Annotated in this window: 15 protein-coding genes; 10 read left to right on the forward strand and 5 right to left on the reverse strand. The window is 61.2% G+C overall.

Translation table 11 applies throughout. The features are described from left to right. Positions 1-132 precede the first annotated feature (132 nt). Positions 133-564, forward strand: a complete 432-nt coding sequence (locus AC1D1X_RS03525) for a group II truncated hemoglobin (RefSeq protein WP_477666112.1) — start codon at positions 133-135, stop codon at positions 562-564. A 99-nt stretch (positions 565-663) separates the two neighbouring features. Here the strand turns inward: AC1D1X_RS03525 and AC1D1X_RS03530 are convergent, their stop codons facing one another. Then, positions 664-1002, reverse strand: a complete 339-nt coding sequence (locus AC1D1X_RS03530; RefSeq protein WP_477697835.1) for a hypothetical protein — start codon at positions 1000-1002, stop codon at positions 664-666. A gap of 233 nt (positions 1003-1235) precedes the next feature. Then, positions 1236-2135 carry a LysR family transcriptional regulator gene (locus tag AC1D1X_RS03535; RefSeq protein WP_477697836.1) on the reverse strand — a complete coding sequence of 300 codons (900 nt, stop codon included), beginning with the start codon at positions 2133-2135 and terminating at the stop codon, positions 1236-1238. A gap of 101 nt (positions 2136-2236) precedes the next feature. On the opposite strand from AC1D1X_RS03535, the gene AC1D1X_RS03540 reads away from it, so the two are divergent. The 4 genes from AC1D1X_RS03540 (at position 2237) to AC1D1X_RS03555 (ending at position 5593) form a co-directional block, all read left to right on the forward strand. Next, entirely contained in the window at positions 2237-3112 is an 876-nt protein-coding gene (locus AC1D1X_RS03540; protein ID WP_477669765.1) for an SDR family oxidoreductase, read from the forward strand. A gap of 40 nt (positions 3113-3152) precedes the next feature. Next, on the forward strand, positions 3153-3626 hold the full coding sequence (locus tag AC1D1X_RS03545) for an AtaL-like protein (RefSeq protein ID WP_477669764.1): 474 nt from the start codon (positions 3153-3155) through the stop codon (positions 3624-3626). A 10-nt stretch (positions 3627-3636) separates the two neighbouring features. Next, on the forward strand, positions 3637-4305 hold the full coding sequence (locus AC1D1X_RS03550) for an NAD(P)-dependent oxidoreductase (protein ID WP_477669763.1): 669 nt from the start codon (positions 3637-3639) through the stop codon (positions 4303-4305). Between the two features lie 193 nt (positions 4306-4498). Further along, positions 4499-5593: a patatin-like phospholipase family protein gene (locus AC1D1X_RS03555; RefSeq protein ID WP_477669762.1), complete on the forward strand. Its 1095-nt coding sequence runs from the start codon at positions 4499-4501 to the stop codon at positions 5591-5593. 305 nt (positions 5594-5898) lie between these two features. On the opposite strand, the gene AC1D1X_RS03560 is transcribed toward AC1D1X_RS03555, so the two are convergent. Together AC1D1X_RS03560 and AC1D1X_RS03565 are read right to left on the reverse strand one after the other, a co-directional pair. Beyond that, entirely contained in the window at positions 5899-7026 is a 1128-nt protein-coding gene (locus AC1D1X_RS03560; protein WP_477697837.1) for a hypothetical protein, read from the reverse strand. A 59-nt stretch (positions 7027-7085) separates the two neighbouring features. Continuing rightward, a complete protein-coding gene (locus tag AC1D1X_RS03565; RefSeq protein WP_477669759.1) occupies positions 7086-7742 on the reverse strand; it encodes a Smr/MutS family protein in 657 nt (218 codons plus the stop codon). A gap of 178 nt (positions 7743-7920) precedes the next feature. Between AC1D1X_RS03565 and AC1D1X_RS03570 the strand changes: the two genes are divergently transcribed. After that, on the forward strand, positions 7921-11475 hold the full coding sequence (locus AC1D1X_RS03570; RefSeq protein WP_477697838.1) for a tetratricopeptide repeat protein: 3555 nt from the start codon (positions 7921-7923) through the stop codon (positions 11473-11475). A 15-nt stretch (positions 11476-11490) separates the two neighbouring features. Here the strand turns inward: AC1D1X_RS03570 and radC are convergent, their stop codons facing one another. Further along, on the reverse strand, positions 11491-12165 hold the full coding sequence (gene radC, locus AC1D1X_RS03575) for a RadC family protein (RefSeq protein ID WP_477669757.1): 675 nt from the start codon (positions 12163-12165) through the stop codon (positions 11491-11493). 145 nt (positions 12166-12310) lie between these two features. Between radC and AC1D1X_RS03580 the strand changes: the two genes are divergently transcribed. From AC1D1X_RS03580 to AC1D1X_RS03595, 4 genes are all read left to right on the forward strand, one after another. Then, positions 12311-12799, forward strand: a complete 489-nt coding sequence (locus AC1D1X_RS03580) for an FKBP-type peptidyl-prolyl cis-trans isomerase (RefSeq protein WP_477669756.1) — start codon at positions 12311-12313, stop codon at positions 12797-12799. Then, entirely contained in the window at positions 12796-13794 is a 999-nt protein-coding gene (gene ispH, locus AC1D1X_RS03585) for a 4-hydroxy-3-methylbut-2-enyl diphosphate reductase (RefSeq protein ID WP_477669755.1), read from the forward strand. Before AC1D1X_RS03580 ends, ispH begins: the two co-directional genes overlap by 4 nt. A 22-nt stretch (positions 13795-13816) precedes the next feature. After that, positions 13817-14758: a threonine/serine dehydratase gene (locus AC1D1X_RS03590; RefSeq protein WP_477669754.1), complete on the forward strand. Its 942-nt coding sequence runs from the start codon at positions 13817-13819 to the stop codon at positions 14756-14758. A 47-nt stretch (positions 14759-14805) separates the two neighbouring features. Further along, positions 14806-15420, forward strand: a 615-nt coding sequence (locus tag AC1D1X_RS03595) for a serine--tRNA ligase (protein WP_477697839.1), incomplete at its 3' end; no start/stop codon positions are given.

The raw sequence follows: 15420 nt of genomic DNA on the forward strand, positions 1-15420 counted from the left end.
AAGAAAGTTACTTGCATGCCGGGCAACCCCCGGCCAGCAGAACTCATCAACGACCACACCCCATCGAATCAGCAGCAACCCAAAAAAGCCCCTCTCAACCAACCCCAAACCCCAACATTCGATAATCCCAAAATGCAGATAGAAGAAAAGCCCCCAGGAAACCCTCCCTTCGAAACTCCCTACGCCTGGATAGGCGGCGAAGAGCGCGTCAAGGCATTGGTCGAGCGCTTCTACGACCTGATGGACCTGGAGCCCGGCTACACAGCCCTGCGCGCCGCGCACGGCAGCACCCTGGACAACGCCCGCCAGCGCCTCTTCTGGTTTTTATGCGGCTGGCTGGGCGGGCCGCAGTACTACACCGACCGCTTCGGCCATCCGCGCCTGCGCATGCGCCACATGCCGCAGCAAACCGGCGGCGGCTCGATCGGCATTGCCGAGCGTGACCAGTGGCTGGCGTGCATGGACCAGGCCATGCGTGAAACCGGTGTTGATGAAGCGCTGCGCACGCGGCTCAATGCGTCGTTTTTCCAGACGGCCGACTGGATGCGAAACAGGGGCGAGTGATGATGCAGCGCCCCGGTGCAATGCCGGGTCACTGAATGCTATCAAAAATATAGCTGTTCGCGCCCGACTGCAAAGGGCTGCGGCCGGTATTGATACTCGCTAGATGGCGTATCGGCGCCGGCCGTGAGGCAGCACGTTGTGAAGCCACATGCGCTCACGGATGTGTGCCCGTAGCGAGTTGGCCGACAAATCATCCGGGTGATCCTCACCGCGATTGCGCGGGGCTTCTGCTGCCTTGGCGGGTTCGGGTTGCCTGTCTTTCTGGATGAAGTTGGTTTCCCTGAGCACAYGGCCGCGCACAAAATCTCCCTGCCCGTCAATTTCGTCATACCAGTACACCGACGTCACGTGGGTTTCACTGGCTTCCACCTTGATGTCTCTCTGGACGATCCGGTGGCCATCTTCAATGCCAAGTTTTTTCCTGTGCAGCGCATTCATCCAGACAACTCCTCTTTGTTTTTAGTAAGGCGACTCTAACGAGATGTGACGCATTGCGCGGATGCCCCTGGCAACTAAAGGAGGGGTCGGCGGTTTATTCCACAGGCCAGTGGTCTGAGGCCAACGGAAATGAGCATTCGTTCACATCCATGGCGGCTCGCTCCGGATCGTCAGGCTCGAGAGCGGTGTCGGGCTCGTCTCCGCATCGAGAGAGTCGGGCGTTTGTGCAGACCTCATCTCCCGATGTAGTCCGCCAATTCCTCCGGTGACCCGTTGGGAAAGGCTTCCTTCAGGCAGTCCAGGAAAGCGGATACGCGGGCGCTCAGCAGGCGGCGTGATGGATAGAGCGCCCAGAGGGCAATCTCCGGCCCCTTCACGTCACCCCAATGGACCAGGGTTCCGGCTGTGAGATCGTGGGAGATCAGCGAAAGGGGAATGCGCGCCGCCCCGACATTTGCCCGGACTGCATCACGGACCATGAACAGCGATGACAGGCGCAGGACGGGGTCCACCGCAAACCGTTGTTCACCGCCTGGTCCCGTCAYTTCCCAGGGTTCATTCGGGTTTCCTGCCCCGCCTGCCCGCATCACGACCGGAACAGGCGCCTTGCCTGTGGGTGGGCTGAGTTGGGGGCTTGCCACCACCACCAGGCGATCTCTCAGGAAGATCCGCCCCACCAGGTTTTCGTCCGGGTCGGGGTTGACGCGGATCACCAGGTCGTACCCCTCTTCCACCATATCGACTGCACGGTCTTCGGGGATGACCTCAAGCCGGACCTCGCGGTGCTTCAGCGCGAACCGGGCGGCGAGCTTGCCCATGGCGGCTTGCGAGAAGAGCAGTGGCGCACTCACCCTCAATGTGCCTCGCGGCGTCTCACCGCCAGAGGTAATCGTGGCGACCGTCTCGTCGAGTTCGGCCAGCAAAACAGAGGTCTTTTCGTACAGCGAGCGTCCCTCCTCGGTGAGCTTGAGGATCCGCGCTCCCCGCTCGAAGAGACGCAGGTTGAGGCCGCTCTCCAGGTCGGCCACCCGCCGTGACAGGGTCGCCTTGGGGCGCCCTGATTCGCGGGCGGCCCGCCCAAAGCCCCCATACCGGGCCACGAGGTTGAAGTCTGCAAGGGCAAGTAAGTCCATATGTTCCACCAGTGAGACGAAGTGTCTAAATATAACGTCTATCGGATACTGGGTGGATCGATCAAGATTGAGGCTCCTTCAACACACAACGGAGTAATTTCATGACCATCCTCATTACTGGCGCAACTGGCAACGTCGGCCGCCAGGTTACCCAGCAGCTCGTCCAGCGTGGCGCCAAAGTACGCGCACTGGTCCGTGACCCGGCAAAGGCGAACTTCCCGGCCGGCGTCGAAGTCGTTCCAGGCGACCTGCTCGACGTACCAGCCCTGCGGAGCGCGTTCACAGGCGTGTCCACCCTGTTCCTGCTCAACGCCGTGGTTCCCGACGAGTTCACCCAGGCCCTGCTCACGCTCAATCTGGCGCGTGAAGCCGGCGTCGAGCGCGTCGTCTATCTCTCCGTGATCCACAGCGACCGCTACCTGAACGTTCCCCATTTCGCGGGCAAATTCGGTGTCGAGCGGATGCTCGAAGAGATGGGTTTTGCCGCCACCATCCTGCGTCCCGCCTATTTCATGAACAACGATCTCACCATCAGGGACGTGGTCACCGGTTACGGCGTCTATCCCATGCCCATCGGCAGCAAGGGCCTGGCCATGATCGACGCGCGCGACATCGGCGAGATCGCGGCCATCGAACTGCTGCGCCGCGAGCAGGCTTCGAAGCCGCTGCCGCTGGAGCGCATCAACCTCGTCGGCCCCGACACGCTGACAGGCGACGATGTCGCCGCCATCTGGTCGGCCGTGCTGGACCGCCCAATCACCTATGGCGGAGACGACACCGCTGGCTTTGAGAAGAACCTGCTGAATTTTATGCCGCCGTGGATGGCGTACGACATGCGCCTCATGAGTGAGCGTTTCCTCACGGTGGGAATGGTTCCCGAATCGGGTGACGTCAAGCGCCTGACGACGCTGCTCGGTCGCCCGCTGCGGTCCTACCGCGAGTTCGCTACCGAGATCGCCGCGTCGGCATCGGCATAAGAACTACACGTACAGCAATCCACCAAAAAAGGAACTCATCATGATGTATTCGACCGCTACAGTGCCCGTCAATCCAGCGGGCGAGGTGAGGCTCACACGCGCCCAGGCATGGGCCGGCCTGGTTCTCAAGGCGCGTGACGCGCGCCGCTTCCTGCCGCCAGCGCTATGCACGCGCTGCGAAGTCGTCGAGGAAAGCGCGACGCATATCGTGCGCGAAGCCACCATCGCCGGCGCCGACCTGCGCGAGATCATCGCGTTCGAGCCCGAGAGCAAGGTGACCTTCTTCCAGGCCACCGGCCCGCGCGAAGGCGCGGTCGTCAACGAGTTGTTCGAAGACGAATCCGGAGAGCTCCAGCTGCGCTTCTACGGTTATCTCGGCCTTCGCGGCAAGACGCCGGGCGGCCCGGAAGAGCGGGCCGAGCAAGCCTGGATGGACGGCGAGCAAGGCTACAAAAGCGCACTCGTCTCGACGCTCAAACGCACCCGGGAACTGCTCGCGCAGGGCGAACTTTAAAGGCCAGACCATGAACACATTGAACACTGACGGCATCTCGCCGGCTCGCCCGAAGATTCTGGTTCTTGGCGCCACCGGCGGCACGGGCCGGCTGATCGTCAGGCAAGCGCTTGCACGGGGGTTCGACGTTCGCGCGCTCGTGCGCTCCCCGGGGAAGGCAAGCGGCCTGGAGGGCGCCGAGATCATCATCGGAGATGCCCTCGACGAAAGTGCGCTGCGTGAGGCCCTGCGAGGCCGGGATGCCGTCGTGAGCGCCCTGGGCACACCGGTCAGCCCGCTGCGCGAGGTGACTGTGCTCTCCTCGGCCACACGGGCACTCGTGAGCGCCATGAAAGCGGAGAAGGTCTCGCGCCTTGTGTGCATCACGGGCATGGGCGCAGGCGACAGCGCCGGCCATGGCGGGTTCCTGTTCGACCGGCTGATCCATCCCGTGCTGTTGCGCAAGGTCTACGCCGACAAGAACCGGCAGGAGGCTGCCGTCCGCGCCAGCGGGCTGGACTGGGTTCTGGTGCGCCCTTCCGTGCTGAACGACAAGCCAGCGCGGCGCAAGATCCGCGCCTTGACGGACTTGTCCGGTTTTCACGGAGGAACCATTGCGAGACAGGACGTCGCGGACTTCGTCCTGGATCAGGTGCAGGCGGATGCCTGGCTGCACCGGTCCCCTCTGATATCTTGGTGACTTCGGCTCTGGGGTAACGACTGCAAACGCTGGCACCAGCGGCCGGCCCGGACTCGCCGCAGGACTCGAGTCGGCAAGCATAGGAGAATCGGGCCTGCTACCCATCCACGGCAAATAACATGCAACACGGCTTCTCCACAGCGATCACTGCGCATCGCCCGCTTCCTCTATATGTGCGCTGCAAGGCTGCGGCATGAAGCCGGTGTACCTGGCCCTTTCGGGCGGCGGCACGCGCGCCATGGTGTTTCACTGCGGCGTGCTGAGCTTCCTGGCGGAACACCAGGCGCTGGAGCGGGTCAGCAAGGTGTCTACTGTTTCGGGCGGCAGCCTGCTGGTGGGCCTCTTGCTGCAGCTCAATGGGATGCGCTGGCCCGGCAGCAACGAATGCCTGGAGGTGCTGCTGCCGCGCGTGAAAACACTGCTGACCACCACAGACCTGCAGAACGCCGCCATGCGCGCCATGCTGCACCCGCGCAACTGGCGCTTTGCGCTGTCGCGTGCCAACGTGCTGGCATCGGCCATCGGCAGCGCCTGGGGTGTCGATGCGCTGATGGAGGATGTTCCGGCGACACCCGTCTGGCTGGTCAACGCCACCACGGCCGAAACCGGCAAACGCGCCAGCATTGAAGGCGACGCGCTGCGCGACTGGATGCTGGGCTCCACGCGCCTGAAGCAGCTGCCGCTGCGTGACGCGATGGCCGTGTCGGCGGCTTTTCCGGGCTTGATCGGCCCTTATGTCCTGCCGACCGACAGCTTTGACTGGAACCTGCCGATGTTTGCCTCCGGCGAAGACGCCCGGCCGGCCGAAGACCGCTTTGCCCGCATCCACCTCTACGACGGGGGTGTGTACGACAACCTCGGGCTGGAGCCGTTTCTTGACGCCGGCTTTGGCCCCAAGCCGAAAATCGACGGCGTGATCATCGCGTCTGACGCAGGCGCGCCCTTGCCGGTGGGTTTTGCGATGGGCCCCCTTAGCATCTTTCGTCTCAAGCACGTGGCCGACATCATGTCCGACCAGGTCCGCGCGCTGCGCGCCAGGGGGCTCATGGCCTACGCTGCGCGCCAGCCCGGCCGCGCAGCTTACCTGCGCATAGGCGCCACCGCCCAAGAGGTCGCCCAACGCGCCGGCGCCGACTGCCCGGCCGGCGAATGGCTGGACGCAAACAGCGTCAGGGCGGCCGCTGCCTACCCGACCTCACTGAAGAAAGTGCCGCTGCCGATGTACGAGCTTGTGTTCAGGCACGGTTATGAATGCGCCGCTGCCGGGCGAGCGGGGTTCGGGCTTTAAATCGATTTGGCGGCTGCTTTCGGGGCGAATTTCGATGTGCAACTTGCTATTAAAAATATAGCTGCTGGCGCCATCCCTTATTGGGCTACAGGCATTTTTTTGCGTAAAAAAATGGATCTTTGCAGCATCAAATTGGTTTTTTTGCGCGTCCCAGGAAAAAAAACGGCTCACGCTGGGGGTATTTTGGGCCAATTTCAGGCATTAAATAGGCCTGTAGCCCAATCAGGATGAGCGCAAGCAGCTACTAAATTAATAGCAACTGATGTGAATTCCCGCGCCTCCGTCCTGTGCGAGCAGCGTCAGCACTATTTCTCGGCGATCCTGGAGCATTGGGATGCGCAGGGGGCCAAACCCAAGGTTCGCCTGATTCCCACCGCGCCGATGTAGTCCGACTTGAGTCCTCTTGTGTAGGTGATATGCATTTCTTCACCGTAGGGCGGTCCGCCGAAATCCCAGACCCAGTAGGTCCTGTCGTTGGCATGGAGCAAAAAGAACTGGCCCGCGCCTGGCAGCGATAAGTTTTTATTGAGTTGCTCGCCCAGCATCTGGCTTTGCTGCGCCAGCGCGCGCCTTAAGCGGTCGTGCTGCTGCCCTTGAAGCACTTGGGGGTTTTTCCTGTCGTCAAACGCGGCTCTTTGCGCGGCCGGGACAACAGGCGCTTCTTCTCCCAGCCCCAGCAGGCTCCAGTAGATGTGCTGGTTCGCGTAGCCTTCCCGGCCGAATTTCCAGATACGCGCCGGCAGCCCGGTGTTGTCAAAATCGCTCGCTTCGCCGTTGGGTCCAAAGAAAACGGAAAGGCCTGCCGGGAAGAAGTATTTGTGCGGCCATTCAACCTGAACAAACGGGGCGTTCGTGCTGGGGTTGGCGATGTCGCCCGCCAAGGCCTTGCAGGCAGGGTGGCGGCATTTGGTGATCGGGTCCAGACGAACCGTTGCGCGGCAGGCCGTCCGCAAGTTATGGCCGTCTGAAGTGGATTTCTCCAGGCGATGGACCGCAAGGCTTTCCAGGTCACCATCGTCAGTGATCAGGTAATTCACGCCTGMGTATTTGACAAAACGCGGGTCGCTCAAGGTGCCAATATTGCCCAGGTTCGCTTTCAGCCGCAGCTTGTCTGACGGTCGACTGGCCGCCATGTTGATGTCGTAGACCTCGGCATAGGTAAACCGCCCCGAGCCTTGAATATTCCAGACAAGGAGATCATCAACGCCGTCGTTATCAGCATCAACAATTTGGCTTCCCTGCGAATAGTCATTAAAGCCAAGAATTTCCAGTTTTGCCTCGTCAAGGGCGGCGGTCTCAGCCTTCGTCAGCGGCCGGGCAGGGTCGACGAAGCGGCCCGCAGCCTTGGCGTTAACCAAGCCGGAAAGCCCGGCGCATACCTCGTCAGCGGGAGCTGCCAACGCCCCCATGTGAAAGGACACAAGCAAGCTCAAGGTGATGCAAATTCTTAACCGAAGCATTTTTAGTCTTTCCATGTGTTCGACGCCATGCCTTAGCCCTGTGCCAACAACACCACCAGCGCCCCGGCGCCGCCTTCGGCGGGCCGCGCTTGCACAAAGGCCAGCACCTCCTGCTTCTGGATCAGCCAGCTCTGCACCTTGCCCTTGAGCACCGGTGTCTTGCCCGGCGATCCCAGGCCTTTGCCATGCACCACGCGCACGCAGCGCCAGCCCACCTTGTGCGCATCCTTGATGAAGTGAGCCAGCGCTTCACGCGCATCCTCGCGGCGCAGGCCATGCAGGTCCAGCTGGCCCTGGATGCTCCAGCCGCCGCGGCGCAGCTTGCGCACCACGTCAGGCCCCATGCCGGGCCGCCTGAAGCTCAGTGCTTCATCGGTGTCCAGCAGCGTTTCCACGTCGAACTCGTCCGAGATGGCTTCACGCATCACCGCGAGTTCATCGCGCTGCTGCTGTACGGGGATGGGTGCTGCTTGCGTCGCCGGCAACGCCGCCTTGTGGCCCGGCAGGTGTTTGGCCGGCAGGGCCTTGACGGGGCCGACCGCGCGCGAGAAGAGTTCTTTCTCGGCCTTGGCCCTGGCGGCTGCTGCCACGCGCGCGGCTTCCTGTTCTTTTTCAAGCTTCGCGCGGGCTTCAATGTCCCGCTTGACGGCCTTGAGGTCCTGCAGGCTTTTGAGTGCGGGCGCTTTCATGATGCTTACTTTATCGTAGTGCTTCAGTACTCACCGATGTAGATAAACCACGCGTCGGGTCATTCAGCGGCGGATCTGGCGATGGCTACGTTACGATGTTCCGCTAACTTGCTGAGCGATATCAGGTCATCGACGCGCGTTCTGCCAGATCCGGATTTTGAATTGAGGGAGAGAAAAAATGAAACGGTCCACCGCCGTGCTTTGCGGAGTCCTGTTGCTCTGCATGGGTGTATTGGCTGTCAACAAGATCCAGGAATTTCGCATCGCGGTCGCCGAGAAAGAGGCGAGGGCGAAATGGGAAGCCTCTCCGGAAAAGGCTCGATGGGAAGCCTCTCCGGAAAAGGCTCGAGTGGACATGTTCAACAGGATCGAGATGAATCCGTGGTCTGCGGATATTGCAATGGCCCGGTTCCTGCCGCAGCGCTATTCACCGCAGGCTTCCGATTGGCAGGGCAAGGAAAAGCTCTTCTACAGCCAGCTGCTGTCGGGCGGAAAGTTTGATGTGCTCGTTGTGCCGTTCCAGGTTGGGGGCTGGGCTGTCGACAGGGCAAGCCGGTCCATCATGACAGCGGAGCTCGCCGCAGGCGTCGCCAAATCACAGAAAGTGAAAATTCCTGACCCTTACCTGGTGGCAAAAGCGCTTGGTGAGGGACAGCGCCAGCTCAAGCAGGAAGAAATCTACAAACTTGCCGACGCCATTGGTGCAAAACGCATTGTCCGGGGCTACGCGGGGCATGACCGGAAAGGAAAAATGGCGATCGCCATCCTGACCCAGGACCACGCAGGCGCCACGCGCAATGGCGCTGCCTGGACCGGCCCTGTTCAGACGAAGAAATTTGAGAATATTCCATTTGGCGATGAAGTCCCGGCCATCGAGGCCTATGAGTCCGTGTTGCCGGAAATCCTCAAGTCCGTAGGCGCCTATCCCCCGTCGCCGCTTGACGAAAAGACAGCCAGCCGGCTGGAGCTGGAAGCGCTGCCGTCATCTCCGCTCGGCTTGGTGGCACCGGCCGGCAACCCGGCGCAGGATGCATATGCTTTTCTGCTGTACAGCGCACTGGCGCCCACAACCGTCGAAAGAACGAAAGAGATATTTGCCGAAAAGGCGTATCTGGCGCTTTTGGACTTGTCACCGCAGTCGCCAGACTACCGGGCGCTTCGGGCGCGGACCTACATGGCATTGGGTTTGCGTATGGCTGCCATCAAGGCACTGGGCGACGCGCAAACTGTCGAGGAAAAAGAACTGCTTGGCGCGCTGAACGGAAATATCCTGGAAGTGCGTGCAATGGCGGCGCTTGAAAAGAATCCCTTAAAACGCCTGTTGCAAAAGATCGATGAGAACAGGATTGCTACAGCCTACGGCACGATGACAACCAAAAAGGCAGTCGCCGAAGTGGCGGCGTTGAAGCTGCCCGGAACCATATGGCCGTTCATCGTGACGCGGGTTTTTGTAGAAACAGACCCGTGGGTTCAGAACGATAATGCTTCCCTGAAAATGCTTCTTGACTATGAACTGCCGGTCAAAGGTTACGCGATGGCGGACATGGCACGCGCGGCATTGCCCCTTGCCGACCCCGACAAGGTTCAGGCCATGGTGAATCTGTCGGTGTTTCATCACGGCCGCAAGTTCATCGAGGCCAACACGGCCATTTTGTGCTGTGGGCTCACACCTGGCAAGCCGGGCCCGTTTGACTATCTGGACTTGCTCCAGGCTATTGGCCATGACAACCTGATGAGCCGCATCAATTTCCTGTCCGACGTCCAGGGCATTCCGAATCAGGCCTTGGTTTTTGCGAACACTATTGACGCAACCTACAAGGGTTACCCGTACTACACGTATGAGCGCTCAAGAGTGGAGGCAAGGCTCGCTGCAAAGTCCGCCGGAGCCGAAAAAGAGCAATTGCTCAAGGCCGCGCACCAAAACGCGTTCGACGCAGCCTACTGGGAGCAAGGCCAGTCGCTCGTCGCAGTAAGGGCCCTGAATCATTTCAATGCTGACGGCGGTCAGTACTATGGACACTACGACAATCTTTACTATGCCGATGTTCCGTTCCGTCCTTATTACTGGACCTGGGCAGACGGCGGCAACTTGCAGACGCATGTTGAAAACGAAATTGCCGCTTTGAAGAATGCCACTTCGGAAATCGGAACCTTCTCGCAGMTGCACGGGCTATACCGTCAGTTTTTCCCCGACCAGGGGCGGGACACCGATCTTTTGGCGTCAATCGCCGGGCGTTTTGTGGGCTCCCCGGAACTCAATAGCATCCTCGGCGCCGAGGCTACGAGGCAGGGAGACACCGGGAAAGCGCAGGCTTACTATCGCGACAACCTCAAGCTGGCACCCACGCGGTGGACTTCCTATAGCGATGTGGCATGGATGCTGTTCGCGGCGGGTGACGTCAAGGCCGCCGCCAAGATGTTCCATTCTTACGAGGGCTTCAGGAAGGGGTCCGAAGACGGCCGGGTTGCCACCGCGAACCTTGCTTATGAGGCCGGGTCGTATTTTTACTGGGCGGGTTATTTCGACCTTGCCAGGCCGTTTTATCAAATCGCCGCGTCTCAGAGGTCGGGGTCGTCCGGTGAAATCACGAGCGATGCGCGTCTGAAGCTTCTTGCCGGCGATATTCAGGGCGCGATGGCCGGCACCTTGCGGCGTGCGCAACGTTACCAGGAGTCGTATGCTTACCGGGACTATCTGGGGCTTCTTCATGCAAGCGGCCATTCCAAAGAGGCCTGGGCCGGCTTTGAAATGCTGGCGAAACAAAGCCGCGCTCCTCACATTTGGGAGTCCGCGCTGGTCGGGCATCACATTTCCGGACAGCCTGAAGCGGAGGTCGTGAGTTGGGCGCAACAGGGGAAATTCGGGGGCACAACAGAGGACAAGATCGCCGCAGCCATTCACCTTGTGCGCTTTGCAACCACGGACCRCACGCCTTCCAGCGGCTTGTCTCAGGCAGTAGACGCACTGGATTTGCCGCGATGGAAATTACCCGAATACCCCCAGCCGGTTTATGAAGGGCATTCGATCCTGCTGAAAGCGCCAGTGAAAGAGCGCGTGAAATCCATGCACGCGTATTTTGTGGAGGCTTACCGGGCCATCAAACTCAAGGACTTTGCCGGTGCGAAGGCAATTTTCTCCGAGTCTGCAAAGTTTTACGACCTGACCGATTACCAGGTCAATTCAACGTTGACCTGCTATTTGCCTTACTACGCTTATGCGGCTGTCAAGGCGGGAGACACCTCAACTATTGAGAAGATGGTAAGCGGCACCGAGGTCTCCAGACAGGACTTTGACTACCAGCTGACCATGGCGATTCTTGCCGCAGCATCCGGCAAAAACGAGGAAGCGTTGCAATTTCTTCAACGCGCGCGGCACCTGCGTCCGCACACTGAGAAAAGGGCCTTGCTGACGCAGTACACCTTTGGAGAGATCTCCGAACTGGTGGCGGAAATGACCGGCAGCAGCAAGATCAGGGCCTTGGCGCTGGAGTGGGCCCAGAAAAGCCAGAAGTTCGAACCCTGGCAATCCTGGGCTTATGCACTGGAAGCCAGGTTGACCAGGAACCCTGCCGAGCGCAGGCGGGCCTTGGCGATGCTGTTTTACCTCGACCCTAAATCGGAGGGCCTGTCCGCGTTTAGGCAACCCGAAATCGATGCCGCTGTGAAGGCATTCGGGAAGTCCAACCCCTTTCTCTCCATCAATCCGGAAATTGTTAAAAAAGAGGCGATCTAGAAAGCGTTTCGACTTCTACAGCAAGCCCAACTCGGCCATCGACACTGCCTGTGCGCTGGTCACCACAAAATGGTCCAGCACGCGCACGTCGACCAGCGCGAGCGCTGACTTCAGCGTTTGCGTCAGCGCCTCGTCGGCGCGCGAAGGTTTGGCGGTGCCGCTGGGGTGGTTGTGGGCCAGCACCACGCTGGCGGCGTTGAGCGCCAGGGCGCGCACCACCACTTCGCGCGGGTAGACGGACGTTTGCGTCAGCGTTCCGCGAAACAGTTCTTCGAGCACGATCAGCCGGTGCTGGCTGTCGAGAAACAGCACCGCAAAAATCTCGTGCGGCCGGCTTCCCAGCTGCAGCTGCAAATAGTCGCGTACCGCCTGCGGCGTGTCGAACAGGGTCTTTTCACGGAGCTTTTCGGCAAGCGCCCGCCGGGCAAGCTCCAGCACTGCCACCAGCTCGGCGCGTTTGGCCGGGCCCAGGCCTTTGACGCTTTTCAGCGCTTCGGGGCCGGTGTGCAGCAGCCCGGCAACACCGCCAAAGGTGTCGACCAGTTCCTGCCCCATCTGCAGCGCATTCTTGCCGGGCAGGCCGGTGCGCAGCAGCAGGGCCAGCAGCTCGGCATCGCTGAGCGCGCCGGGGCCGCGGGCCAGCAGTTTTTCGCGGGGGCGGGCGTCTTCTGGGAGGTCTTTCAGGAGCATGGATAGTCTGTGTTGGGAGGAAAGCCGGTGCCGGTGAGGCTAAAAAACCGGATTAAGCCTGATTTGGCCCGGTCAAGCCGTACTTTCTACAATAGAGGCAGTTTACAAACACTTGCCCGGCGCCAGCCCGGCCGCAGAAAGTCTTATGTCCACCGTGGAATCCCCCGACACTACCCTCGTCCAGCAAGGCTCGTTCCTGACCTTGCATTACCGCATGGCCGGGCCCTCCGTGGACGGCAAACCGGGCGCGGACATCATCAACACCTTTGACGGCAAGCCCGCCACCCTGAGTCTGGGCACGGGCGAGCTCTCGCCGGCCATTGAGCAGCGGCTGATCGGCCTGCCCGAAGGCACGCGCACAACGTTTGAGTTGCCCGCAGGCGTTGCCTTTGGCGACCGCAATCCGGAGCTGGTGCAGTGGGTGGCGCGCAAGCTGCTCAACGAGCTGGGCGACCCGGATGAACAGTACAAGGTGGGCGATGTGGTGCAGTTCCCCACGCCGGATGGCGCGGGGCAATACGCGGGCGCGGTTCAGCAGGTCAAAGAGGGCGGCGACGCGGTGCAGTTTGATTTCAACCACCCGCTGGCAGGCCAGCCAGTGGTGTTTGAAGTGCAAGTAATAGGCGTTCTATGACTGAATCCAAAGTGCTTCCTCAGGAAATCCTGCTCGCTGAGCCGCGCGGTTTTTGCGCAGGTGTGGACCGCGCCATCGAAATCGTCGAGCGTGCCCTGACCAAATTCGGCAGGCCGATTTACGTGCGCCACGAGATCGTGCACAACACCTATGTCGTCAACGACCTCAAGCAAAAAGGCGCGATCTTTATTGAAGAGCTCGATGACGTGCCCCCGGGCGCTACGCTGGTGTTCAGCGCGCACGGCGTGAGCCAGGCCATCCAGAAAGAGGCCGAGCGCCGCGGCTTCCAGATTTTCGACGCGACCTGCCCACTGGTGACCAAGGTGCATGTGGAAGTGGCCAAGCTGCACAAAGAAGGCTACGAGTTCATCATGATCGGCCACAAGGGCCACCCCGAGGTCGAAGGCACCATGGGCCAACTCGACAGCGGCATCCACCTGGTGGAAGACGTGGCCGACGTCTGGCGCATCAGCCCGGCCCAGACCGAACGCCTGGCAGTCGTCACGCAGACCACGCTGAGCGTGGACGACGCGGCCGAGATCAGCGCAGCCGTGAAGGCGCGCTTTCCGCAGGTGCGCGAACCCAAACACCAGGATATTTGCTACGCCACGCAGAACCGGCAGGACGCTGTCAAGGTGTTGAGCCCACAGGTTGACATCCTCATCGTGGTCGGCAGCCCGACCAGCTCCAACAGCAACCGCCTGCGCGAGCTGGCCGCCAAGCTGGGCACCGAGGCCTACATGGTGGACGACGCCAGCGAGTTAAAGGAGTCTTGGTTTGAGGGCAAGGGCCGGGTCGGCCTGACGGCCGGTGCTTCGGCGCCGGAAATCCTCGTCAAGCAGGTGATCGACCGCATCAAGGCGCTGGGCGCCGTGTCGGTGCGCAAGATGGAAGGCATTGAGGAAACCATCAAGTTCCCGCTGCCCAAGGGCCTGAAGCTCGATGCGCAGGGCCAGATGCTGGAAGTCAATGACAGCCAGCTGCATCAGCTCTGACCTGATTTTTCTTTTTTCCAATATGACTAATCGCTATCAAATTGAGAGCTGCTTGCGCACGTTCGAAGCGGGCTACAGCCACTTTATTCATAAAACACCGCTGTGGAAGCTGCCTGGCAAGGCGCTGGGCGTGGAATGCGCTGAGGTCTGGCTCAAGCTCGAACACCTGCAAACCGGCGGCAGCTTCAAGGCGCGCGGCATGCTCAACCGCCTGCTGTCCAATCCCATCCCGGCCAGCGGAGTGATCGTGGCTTCCGGCGGCAACGCGGGCATTGCCACAGCCGCCGCGGCCCGCGAGCTGGGTGTGCGCTGCGAAGTCTTTGTGCCTGAAGTGTCGACGCCCGCCAAACGCGCCAAGCTGGCCGCGCTGGGTGCCGATGTGGTGGTGACGGGAGCGGCGTACTCCGACGCGCTGAAAGCCTGCCTGGCGCGCCAGCAGGAAACCGGCGCGCTGCTGACACACGCTTATGACCAGCCAGAAGTGCTGGCCGGCGCCGGCACCATGGCGGCAGAGATTGAGCAGCAGGGTGGCGTGCCTGATTCCGTGCTCGTCAGCGTGGGCGGCGGCGGCCTGATTGGCGGCGTGGCCAGCTGGTTTGAGCAGCGCAGCCGTGTGGTGGCGCTGGAGCCTGAGCTGGCGCCCACCTTGTACAAAGCCCGCGAGGCTGGTGAGCCGGTGGACGTGGCCGTCAGCGGTATCGCCGCCGACTCACTGGGTGCCAAACGCATCGGCAGCCTGGCCTGGGACGCCACCCAGGCACATGTGCGCGATGCATTGCTGTTGACTGACGAATCGATACGCGCCGCGCAGCTATGGCTCTGGAAAGAATTGAAACTGGCGGTGGAGCCCGCGGCGGCCCTGCCGCTGGCCGCGCTGCAAAGCGGCCGCTACCGTCCGCGCGCCGACGAAAAAGTCTGCCTCATCATCTGCGGTGCCAACCTGGACCCGGCCAGCCTGAACTGAGCTGAACGGGCCCTGTCCACCGCAGCCCTACAAAATACAATGGCCCCATGCTAGATATCAACCTGCTTCGCAAAGACCTGCCTTCGGCTATTGCCCGGCTGGAAACCCGTAAAACCCCGCAAGCCTTCCTCAATGTGGAAGCCTTCCAGGCGCTGGAGGCCGAACGCAAGGCCCTGCAGATCCGCACCGAAGAGCTGCAGAACCAGCGCAACACGCTGTCCAAGCAGATCGGTCAGCTCAAGTCCAAGGGCGAAGACGCCAGCGCCATCATGGCGCAGGTGAGCGCTTCCAAGGCCGAACTCGAATCTTCCGCTGCGCGGCTGGATCAGATCCAGACCGACATGCAAACCCTGCTGCTGGCTGTGCCCAACCTGCCGCATGAAAGCGTGCCTCAAGGCGCGGGCGAAGCCGGCAATGTCGAAGTACGCAAATGGAGCCCGATCGAAGGCCTGGGCGGCGAGCCGGCCGCGTTCTCCTTCGAAGTGAAAGACCACGTCGACGTGGGCCAGCCTTTGGGGCTGGACTTTGAACTCGGCACCAAGCTGACCGGTTCGCGTTTTACCGTGATGAAAGGCCCGCTGGCGCGCCTGCATCGCGCGCTTGCGCAGTTCATGCTTGATGTGCAAACCGCCGAGCACGGTTACACCGAGTGCTACACGCCC

Source organism: Polaromonas sp. P1_G4, from assembly GCF_056405475.1.

Coding starts and splice junctions, on each gene's coding strand:
- AC1D1X_RS03525 (WP_477666112.1), top strand. CDS start 133: ATGCAGATAGAAGAAAAGCCCCCAGGAAACCCTCCCTTCGAAACTCCC.
- AC1D1X_RS03540 (WP_477669765.1), top strand. CDS start 2,237: ATGACCATCCTCATTACTGGCGCAACTGGCAACGTCGGCCGCCAGGTT.
- AC1D1X_RS03545 (WP_477669764.1), top strand. CDS start 3,153: ATGATGTATTCGACCGCTACAGTGCCCGTCAATCCAGCGGGCGAGGTG.
- AC1D1X_RS03550 (WP_477669763.1), top strand. CDS start 3,637: ATGAACACATTGAACACTGACGGCATCTCGCCGGCTCGCCCGAAGATT.
- AC1D1X_RS03555 (WP_477669762.1), top strand. CDS start 4,499: ATGAAGCCGGTGTACCTGGCCCTTTCGGGCGGCGGCACGCGCGCCATG.
- AC1D1X_RS03565 (WP_477669759.1), bottom strand. CDS start 7,742: ATGAAAGCGCCCGCACTCAAAAGCCTGCAGGACCTCAAGGCCGTCAAG.
- radC (WP_477669757.1), bottom strand. CDS start 12,165: ATGCTCCTGAAAGACCTCCCAGAAGACGCCCGCCCCCGCGAAAAACTG.
- AC1D1X_RS03580 (WP_477669756.1), top strand. CDS start 12,311: ATGTCCACCGTGGAATCCCCCGACACTACCCTCGTCCAGCAAGGCTCG.
- ispH (WP_477669755.1), top strand. CDS start 12,796: ATGACTGAATCCAAAGTGCTTCCTCAGGAAATCCTGCTCGCTGAGCCG.
- AC1D1X_RS03590 (WP_477669754.1), top strand. CDS start 13,817: ATGACTAATCGCTATCAAATTGAGAGCTGCTTGCGCACGTTCGAAGCG.